The organism is Streptomyces sp. JLYT201 (genome assembly GCF_059448825.1).
Genome location: NZ_CM182551.1, coordinates 666,348 through 674,620, shown reverse-complemented (window position 1 = coordinate 674,620; position 8,273 = coordinate 666,348). Strand labels below are relative to the sequence as shown.

Genomic DNA, 8,273 nt, shown 5'->3' with positions numbered 1-8,273 from the left:
TCTCCACCTCCCCGGAACCGCTGTTGTCGTACGGGGCCGTCGCGGCGGCCAGGCGCTCGGCCGGTCAGCCGATCAGCCGGGGGCGGTCAGGCGAGCGCCCAGGCGACGTCCCGGAGCAGCGCCTGGCGCCAGCCCGCGCGGTCGTGGTCCGCTGCGGAGCGGGAGACCCGCACGGTCGCACCGGCCTGTTCGGCCAGGGTCTCGGTCAGCTCGCAGTGGGGCAGCATCCGCGCCTCGTGTTCCCCCACGTCGAACGCGACCCGCAGCCCCGACAGGTCGGGGCGCTCCCGCAGCCGCGCGGCGACGGCGCCGCCGACCGGACCGCCCAGCGGGTCCGCCGCGTCCAGGGCGTCGGGCGTCCACCAGAACGACCCCGACTGGCAGGCGACGCGGGACACCAGGTCCGGGTACTCCAGGGCCGCGTACAGGGCGCTCAGCCCGCCGAGGCTCTGCCCGGCGACCACGAGACGGTCCGGCTCCGCGGGGACGCCGGACTCCGCGACCAGCGGCAGGAGTTCGTCGCGGACGGCTTCCCACAGGTCGCCGCGGCACCCGAACTCGGCCGCCCTGTCCTTGGCGGGCAGGAAGACGAGGGTGCAGGCGGGCATCTCACCAGCGGCGGCGGCCGCGTCGAACGCGCTCATGGCGGGGTGCAAGTACAGCCAGTCGTCCCCGTCGAGCAGCAGCACCACGGGCCCGCCGCCGCCCACCGGGTGGACGCGCACCGTGCGCCGCCCGCCGAGCCGTTCGCTGGCCCAGCGCAGCCGGGTGCGGGGCAGCGGCAGTACGTCGTCGGGGGCGACGAGGGGCCAGTGCGGCTGGGCCGGGGCGTCCGGTGTGGCGGCGATGGAGCGGTCGCCGCCCGCGCCTGCCGGGTTGAAGGGGTCGGCGTACGCCGCGTCGTCCGCGCGGAACTGATAGGTGACGCGCAGCCGCGCGGGCACGCTCACCTTGGCGTACCAGCAGTCCGTGTCGTCCCAGCGGAGCAGCGGGACCGGCGCCGACCAGCTCTCGAAGTCGAGGGTCGCGGGGGAGCCGCGCCACAGGAAGAGGGTCACCCAGCCGCCGTCGCCGTCGGGGACCGACACGGGAGCTCCGACTGCCGCCCAGAACGCTTCGGTGCCGGGTGCGCCGGGCAGACCGAACTCGGCGAAGGGGGCGTCGATTCCGGCGGCGAGGCCGGAGGCAGGTTCCGTCACGACAGGACCGCTCCTTGTGAGAGGGATGGGGAAGGAATAGGCTAATCTTAATTAGGTGAGCCTAACCTAATTGTGGCGCGCCTCTCCCTTTCCGGCGCGTGCCGACGAGCTGAAGAGCATGCTCGACGCGGCCGACGCCGGCCCGTCGACCCAGAGGAGACAACGAACATGAGCACGAACCCGTTTGACGATACCGAAGGCCGCTTCCTGGTCCTGGTGAACGAGGAGGGGCAGCACTCCCTCTGGCCCACGTTCGCCGAGGTCCCCGGGGGCTGGACGGTCGTCTTCGAGGAGAACTCCCGCGACGCGTGCCTGGAGTACGTCGAGACGCACTGGACCGATCTGCGCCCCCGCTCCCTCGCGGCGTCCATGGACGCCTGACGAGGTCGAGCCGATCGGCCGCCCGCCGGTGCGGCGCGGACCGGGCATGTGAACGGTAAGGCCGACCTTACTTTGATGCCCCGTCAGGGGAACGCGGCCGCGAGCCGCTCTTCGATCGTGGAACCGAGGAAGGAAAGCCTTGATCACGGCTACGCCGCGCCCTGCGCCGCAGGAGCACGCCCGGCCCGCGCCGCCGCACGCCGTGCGCACCGCCCGTCAGGAGGACGCGCCCGCGCTCGCCGAGCTGTCCCGCCCCTTCGTGCGCTCGGGCGCGCTGCGGGAGCGGCCGGTGGAGCTCTACGCCGCGCACGCGGCCGACTTCCTGGTGGCGGAGGCGGCCGACGGCACCCTCGCGGGCTGTGTGGGCCTGCGCACGCACCGGGCGGCCCCCGCGGAGGGCGGCGGCCGTGCGGGCGTCGTGTACAACTTCTGCGTGGCCGGGGACCGGCAGGGGAGCGGCGTGGGAGCCGCCCTGCTGCGGGCCGTGCTCGCGACGGCGCACGCCCAGTGCCTCGGTGCCCTGTTCACGGCCACCACCGGCGGTGGCGGCCTGTTCCTGCGCTACGGGTTCGCGCCCACGACGGCGCGCCTGGCGCCTCCGTCGTGGGCGGCTTCCCTGGATCCGCGCCGCAATGCCCGGATCCTCACGAAGTCCTTGTGACGGTCCGCCGCTCGTGCGCCAGGGCGTCGTCGGCCACCACGGTGGTGCCGGGGCTCATCGGCGCGAGGATGCTGCGCAGCACCGCGTGCGGCACCCGGCCGTCGATCACGTGCGCCTTGCGGACGCCGCTGCGGACGGCGCGCAGGCAGCCCTCCATCTTGGGCAGCATCCCGCTCGCGAGGCCCGGCAGGAGGCCGCTGAGGGCGTCGGCCGTCAGGTGCTCGACGACCTCGGTGCTGTGCGGCCAGTTCGCGTACAGGCCCTCGACGTCGGTGAGCATCACCAGGCGCTCGGCGTCGAGAGCCACCGCCAGGGCCGAGGCCGCGAGGTCGGCGTTGACGTTGTAGACCTGCCCGTCCTCGCCGCGCGCCACGGGGGACACCACCGGGATGTGCCCCTGCTCCAGGAGCGTGCGGACCATGTCCGGGTTCACGTCCACGACTTCGCCGACGAGGCCGATGTCCACCGGCTCGCCGTCCACCCACGCCGGTCGCGGGACCGCGGTCATCGTGTGGGCGTCCTCGCCGGACATGCCGACGGCCAGGGGGCCGTGGGCGTTGATGTGGCCGACCAGCTCCCGCTGGACGCGGCCGGTCAGCACCATGCGGACGACGTCCATGGTCTCCGGCGTCGTCACCCGCAGGCCCGCTTCGAACCGCGTCTTCAGGCCCAGGCGGTCGAGCATCGCGCTGATCTGCGGTCCGCCGCCGTGGACGACGACCGGGCGCAGGCCCGCCTGCCACAGCTCCACGACGTCCTGGGCGAACGTGCGTTGCAGCTCCGCGTCCACCATGGCGTTGCCGCCGAATTTGACGACGACCACGCTGTCCCGGAGCTCCTCCGGCCAGGGAAGGGGGTCGCCGGATGCGCTGATCCTGGCGGGCACCCCGCTGGTGGGCCATCCCCGGGCAGCGGTCACGCTCACGGAGCCACTCCATTTCATGGGCGGGCCCGCCCCTCCGGGCGGGCCGATCAAGATTGGGTTTAGCTTAGCCTAACCTAAGTTCTATGGTGGGCCCGTGTTCTGCCCCGCGGTTCGGGACGGGACTCAACGGCCTTTTGTGGGGAGGGATTTGCCGATCGAGGAACTCTTCACTTCCTGTCGCCGACCGTGCGTGGATGCGAGCGAAGTGACCAATGTGCGCCGTATGTCCGCACGCCCGATGGCGCGACTCCCGCGTCTGCGGGGGGTGAGGGGTCGTGTACGTTCAACGTGCCGTGGCGGCGGTGGCCGGAAATCTTCCGTGGCGTTCAAGTGCCCCGCGGGTCGGCGGCGATCGGCCCGGGTTGCGGAGTCGGCCTCCTGGTCACCCTGGGTCCCCTGTGTGCGTGGTCACTTCCTCGGGCGGGTGTGCCGCTCTCGAAGTGAGGGGCGATGGGGTCCACTTCCCGTCCAGGGCAAGGCGAAGCGGCCTCGGAATCAAGCAAGGTCCGCGGCACCGGGCACCCCCGGATCCGGTGGCCGGAGGCGGCATCCCGCATATGATTCCTCCTCAGACATTGCAAGGTAAGGCTAACCTTATCTAACATGTGGCTGCTTAAGGAGGCGATGAAGCGGGTGAATGCCGTGCACAGTGGGCCGGAGACGCGTAATGAGCACAGGGGTACGGACGTGATGTATGACGTCCTGGGGATCGGATTCGGGCCATCGAACCTGGCGCTCGCGATCGCGGTACACGAACACAACGCGCGGCTCGGCGAGAGCGACCGGATACGCGCCGGATTCCTGGAGAAGCAGCCGCGGTTCGGCTGGCACCGGGGGATGCTGATCGACGACGCGACCATGCAGGTGTCCTTCCTGAAGGACCTGGTCACGATGCGTGATCCGAAGAGCTCCTTCAGCTTCCTGTGCTACCTGCAGGAGCGCGACAGGCTGGTGGACTTCCTCAACCAGAAGACGCTGTTCCCGCTGCGCGTCGAGTTCCACGACTACCTGGAGTGGGCCGCGGCCCGCGTCGACGACCTCGTCGACTACTCGGCCGAGGTCGTCGCCGTGCGCCCCGTGACGGAGGACGGCGAGGTCACGCACTTCGAGGTCGTCAGCCGTGACGCGAAGGACCCGGAGCGGACCGTCGTACGCCGTGCGCGCAGCATCTGCGTGGCCACGGGCCTGGAGCCGCACCTGCCGCCCGGCATGGAGAACTCTGAGCGGATCTTCCACAACAGCCAGCTGATCCCGCGCGTGGCCGCGCTCAAGGAGACCGCGACCCCGGTGCGCCGGGCCGTCGTGCTCGGCGCCGGGCAGAGCGCCGCCGAGTGCGTCGACTACCTGCACCGCAACTTCCCGGACGCCGAGGTCTGCTCGGTGTTCGCCAAGTACGGCTACACGCCCGCCGACGACAGCCCCTTCGCCAACCGCATCTTCGACCCCGAGGCCGTGGACCTCTTCTACCACGCGCCCCGGGAGGTGAAGCAGTCGCTGTTCGACTACCACCGCTCCACCAACTACTCGGTCGTGGACATCGACCTGATCGAGTCCCTGTCGAAGACCATGTACCAGGAGAAGGTCCAGGGACGGCAGCGGCTGCGCATGCTGAACGTCACCCGCATCCGCGACATCGACGCGCACCCGGACCGCCTGGACATCGGCGTGGAGTTCCTGCCCACCGGGGAACGCGAGACGCTGGCCGCCGACGTGCTCGTCTACGCCACCGGCTACCGGCCGCGCGGCCTCGGCGAACGCCTCGGCGAGGTCGACAAGCTGTGCCGCCGCGACGACGAGGACGAGCTGGTCGTCAGCCGCGACCACCGCGTGGCCACCAACGCCAACGTCAGCGCCGCCGTCTACCTCCAGGGCGGCACCGAGCACACCCACGGCCTGACCTCGACGCTGCTCTCCAACACGGCCGTGCGCGCGGGGGAGATCCGCGACTCACTCCTCGCCCGCCGTCAGCGCCAGAGCGCCTGACAGGCGTACGCAACCGCCGTCGTGGTGCACCAGCGGGCGTCCGTCCGCCGCGTGCCACGCCCTGGTCACCCGACCGATGACCAGGGCGTGGTCGCTCACCAGGAGGCGGTCGACGGGCGCGAGCACCAGCCGGGCCAGGACGCGGAGCGCAGGCCCACCGTGAACGACATCAGCGGCTGGTCGAGCGGCAGCGACGTGAGGGACGTGGCGCAGAAGCCCATGGGAGGGCGCCCGACGCCCGCCGTGACGACGGCGATGCCCTTGGCGTGATGCCGCAGGGCGCGCCGCACCAGGTCGGGGTCCGCGCAGCGGCCGGGCGAAGCGGCCACGGCGGGCTCCGCTCGCCCCAGGGCCTCACTGTCCGTCACCCGACTCCCTCCCGTATCGCCGCGAGGGTCAGGTCACCGGCCCGCAGCTCGATGTCCTTGCCGCGCGGTGACGTCTCGCCCGGGCCGAAGGCCTTCAGATGGGCGCTCCAGTCCGCCAGGGCACCCCGGATGTCGGCCAGGGCGTGGCGGCTGACGCCCCGCAGATAGAACACGTCCGGGTCGTCGGCGCCCAGGGCGGACACCGCCACGTCGAGGTCGGCGAGCGCGCGGCGGTGCTCGCCCAGGTCCTGCAACGCCACGGCCCGGTTGGTCCGCAAGGTGGCGTCGTCCTCGATGCGCAACGCCGCGTCCAGGTCGGCGACGGCCTGCTCGGGCCGGCCGCCGGCGTAGGCGAGCACGGCGCGGTTGGCCCAGGCGGGCACGAACGCGGGCTCGGTCACGAGCGCCGCCGAGTAGCTCTCGTACGCGGCCTCCGGGTCCCCGGTCGCCTCCAGGAGCGCGCCCTGCGCGGCGAGCAGCGGGGCGTGGCGCGGCTCGATGGCCAGGCCGTGCTCCACGTCCCGGCGGGCCCCTGCCGTGTCCCCGCGTTCCAGGAGCAGCTCGGCGCGGTGCGTGAGGGAGCCCAGGTGGCCCGGCTCGAGGTCCAGGGCGTAGTCCAGGTCCCGCAACGCGCCCTCGCTGTCGCCGAGTTCGAGCAGCAGGTCGGCGCGGTTGAAGTGCGCCTCGTAGAACGGCGGGGTCAGCCGGATCGCCGTGGCGTAGTCCCGCAGGGCCTCGTCGTGGCGGCCGAGGGCCCGGTACTGCGCGGCGCGCTCGAAGTAGTAGTCGCCGTAGTCCGGGTCGCGGCGGATCACGTCGTCGTAGTCGCGCAGCGAGGCCGTGTGCTCCTCGCGCGCGGCCCGCACCTGCGCGCGGTTGTACAGCAGGACGGAGCGGTGCAGGAGCTGCTCGTCCGGGGCGAAGCCGGCGCCGGTGAGGGCGATCGCCTCCTCGACGAGCGCCAGGGAAGCGTCGGCGTCACCGCGGTGCAGCTGCACCAGAGCCTTCGCGTCGCGCATGAACGCGCGGGCCAGCACCCGCCGCTCGGGGTCGGGATGGCTGTCGGCGAACGCGACGGCCGTGTTCACCCAGGCGAGCGCCAGGTCCTCGTCGTGGTCCTCCCGGGGCAGGAAGCGGGTGTAGAGCATCGCCGACAGATACGCCGTGCCCATGTGCACGTCCGGGTCCGCCGTGCCGCGGCGCATCTCCTCCAGATGCGCGAACGCCTCCTGTCCGCGCCCCAGATAGCACAGGCACGCGGCGGCCTTGTGCGTGAAGGTGCGGTAAGCCTTCGACCAGCCGCCGTCGGCCGCGAGCCGGCGCCCGCGCGCGGCCAGGTCGGCGACGGCCTCGTACAGGCCGGCGGCGAAGCAGCTGTTGACGGCCTCGACGAAGGCCGCGACGCCCGCGCCCGCCGGATCGCAGCCGTGCTCCAGGTGGTACGGGATGGCGCCGAGGCGCAGCGTCGGATCGTCCAGGTCCCTCAGGGCCTCGGCACGCGCGGTGTGCCTGCGGGCCCGCTCCGCAGGCGGCAGCGCGTAGTAGGCGTTCCGCGCGGCCGGGTCGCGGCTGGTGCCGTCGGAGTCGATGAACAGTTGGGCCGGGTCGGCGCCCGCATGCCGGGACGGCCGCGGTCGCGGTGGCCGCGCGGCACGGACGGTGTACGTGGTGAGCGCGCGGGTGAGCGCGTCGTCGTGGTCGCCGTGGCTCTCCGCGGCCACGGTGAGGCGGGCGGGGTCGCAGCGGCGCAGCATGATGGCCACGAGCTCGCGGTCGGTGGGGTCGGCCTCGTCCACGTCGTCAAAGGCGATGACGGCCCCTTCGGGACGGAGCAGGCGCGCCCAGTCCAGGGCGAGTTCGGCCACCCCGTGGGCGATGCGCAGGGCGCGCGGCGCGGGGTAGAAGCGGGTGCGCTCCTTGGCCCCGGCCAGCTCGGTGAGCGTCCGCGGCGGGCGCGGGACCAGCGGCGCGAGGTCCGGGGCGATCACGTTGATCTCCGTGGCGCGCGCGGCCACCGACTCGGGGTCGCGCGCGAGCAGTTCGGGCACGATGTGACGCAGCAGCGAGCCGCCGCCGGTGAACGGCCCGCGCAGCCGCCGGTGGCAGCCGACCTCCAGGTCGGGGTGCGGGGGCTCGGGCAGCTCACCGGTCGGCTCCGGGTCTTCGGTGGTGAGGATCCAGCGGTGGTGGGGCGGCAGGGCGGTCATGCGGATGACGCTCCTCGGCGTGGGGCGGTGGCGGTGCGGGCCTCGGCGCGCCGGTCCCGTACGGGTGAACCGGTCGACGGCCGTGGACCAGAGGGTCAGCGCGGTGGGCACGGCGGCCCAGGCGAGGCTGGCGAGCGAGCGGGCGTAGCCGGACACCAGGACCGGCGCGTGGCGGCGCACCATGGCGCGCTCGTGGTCGGACCACTCCCGGTCGGCCCGTGGCGGCGGGCGGCGCAGCCTGCGCCGGACGAGGGCGCGCAGGTGGAAGCGGGTGGCGTTCTGCAGGTCGGTGCAGCGCAGGGCGGTGGTGGCGGCGTAGTAGAGGTCCGTCTCCAGATGGAACAAGGACTGCCAGACCAGCCGCAGCACGCAGGTGAAGCAGACCGCGAGGCACAGCGCGGGGAACCAGCCGGGCACATCGGTCCGGCGGAGCCCCACGGAGACGAGCGTGCGCATGCTGACCAGCAGCACGTCCGCGAGCATGCCCGCGAGGAACGGCAGGTAGCGGCGGGGCCGTCCGACGCTGAGGAGCGTGTACATGCGGGTCTC

General features: G+C 72.9%; 7 protein-coding genes. 3 read left to right on the top strand and 4 right to left on the bottom strand.

Translation table 11 applies throughout. The annotated features are described in order from the left end of the window. Positions 1–86: 86 nt before the first annotated feature. Entirely contained in the window at positions 87–1,199 is a 1,113-nt protein-coding gene (locus AC5WAM_RS02805; protein ID WP_495521419.1) for an alpha/beta hydrolase-fold protein, read from the bottom strand. A gap of 168 nt (positions 1,200–1,367) precedes the next feature. Between AC5WAM_RS02805 and AC5WAM_RS02800 the strand changes: the two genes are divergently transcribed. Together AC5WAM_RS02800 and AC5WAM_RS02795 are read left to right on the top strand one after the other, a co-directional pair. Next, on the top strand, positions 1,368–1,580 hold the full coding sequence (locus AC5WAM_RS02800) for an MbtH family protein (RefSeq protein WP_495521418.1): 213 nt from the start codon (positions 1,368–1,370) through the stop codon (positions 1,578–1,580). Between the two features lie 139 nt (positions 1,581–1,719). Next, positions 1,720–2,241: a GNAT family N-acetyltransferase gene (locus tag AC5WAM_RS02795; RefSeq protein WP_495521417.1), complete on the top strand. Its 522-nt coding sequence runs from the start codon at positions 1,720–1,722 to the stop codon at positions 2,239–2,241. On the opposite strand, the gene argB is transcribed toward AC5WAM_RS02795, so the two are convergent. Continuing rightward, positions 2,225–3,166: an acetylglutamate kinase gene (gene argB / locus AC5WAM_RS02790; protein WP_495521416.1), complete on the bottom strand. Its 942-nt coding sequence runs from the start codon at positions 3,164–3,166 to the stop codon at positions 2,225–2,227. The two genes, AC5WAM_RS02795 and argB, sit on opposite strands and share 17 nt — an antisense overlap. 624 nt (positions 3,167–3,790) lie before the next feature. Here argB and AC5WAM_RS02785 point away from each other — a divergent pair. Then, complete coding sequence (locus AC5WAM_RS02785) at positions 3,791–5,149, top strand: lysine N(6)-hydroxylase/L-ornithine N(5)-oxygenase family protein (protein ID WP_495521415.1); 1,359 nt, start codon at positions 3,791–3,793, stop codon at positions 5,147–5,149. A gap of 95 nt (positions 5,150–5,244) precedes the next feature. Here the strand turns inward: AC5WAM_RS02785 and AC5WAM_RS02780 are convergent, their stop codons facing one another. Further along, positions 5,245–5,517: a hypothetical protein gene (locus AC5WAM_RS02780; RefSeq protein ID WP_495521414.1), complete on the bottom strand. Its 273-nt coding sequence runs from the start codon at positions 5,515–5,517 to the stop codon at positions 5,245–5,247. Beyond that, positions 5,514–8,264: a tetratricopeptide repeat protein gene (locus tag AC5WAM_RS02775; RefSeq protein WP_495521413.1), complete on the bottom strand. Its 2,751-nt coding sequence runs from the start codon at positions 8,262–8,264 to the stop codon at positions 5,514–5,516. Before AC5WAM_RS02775 ends, AC5WAM_RS02780 begins: the two co-directional genes overlap by 4 nt. Positions 8,265–8,273: the final 9 nt, after the last annotated feature.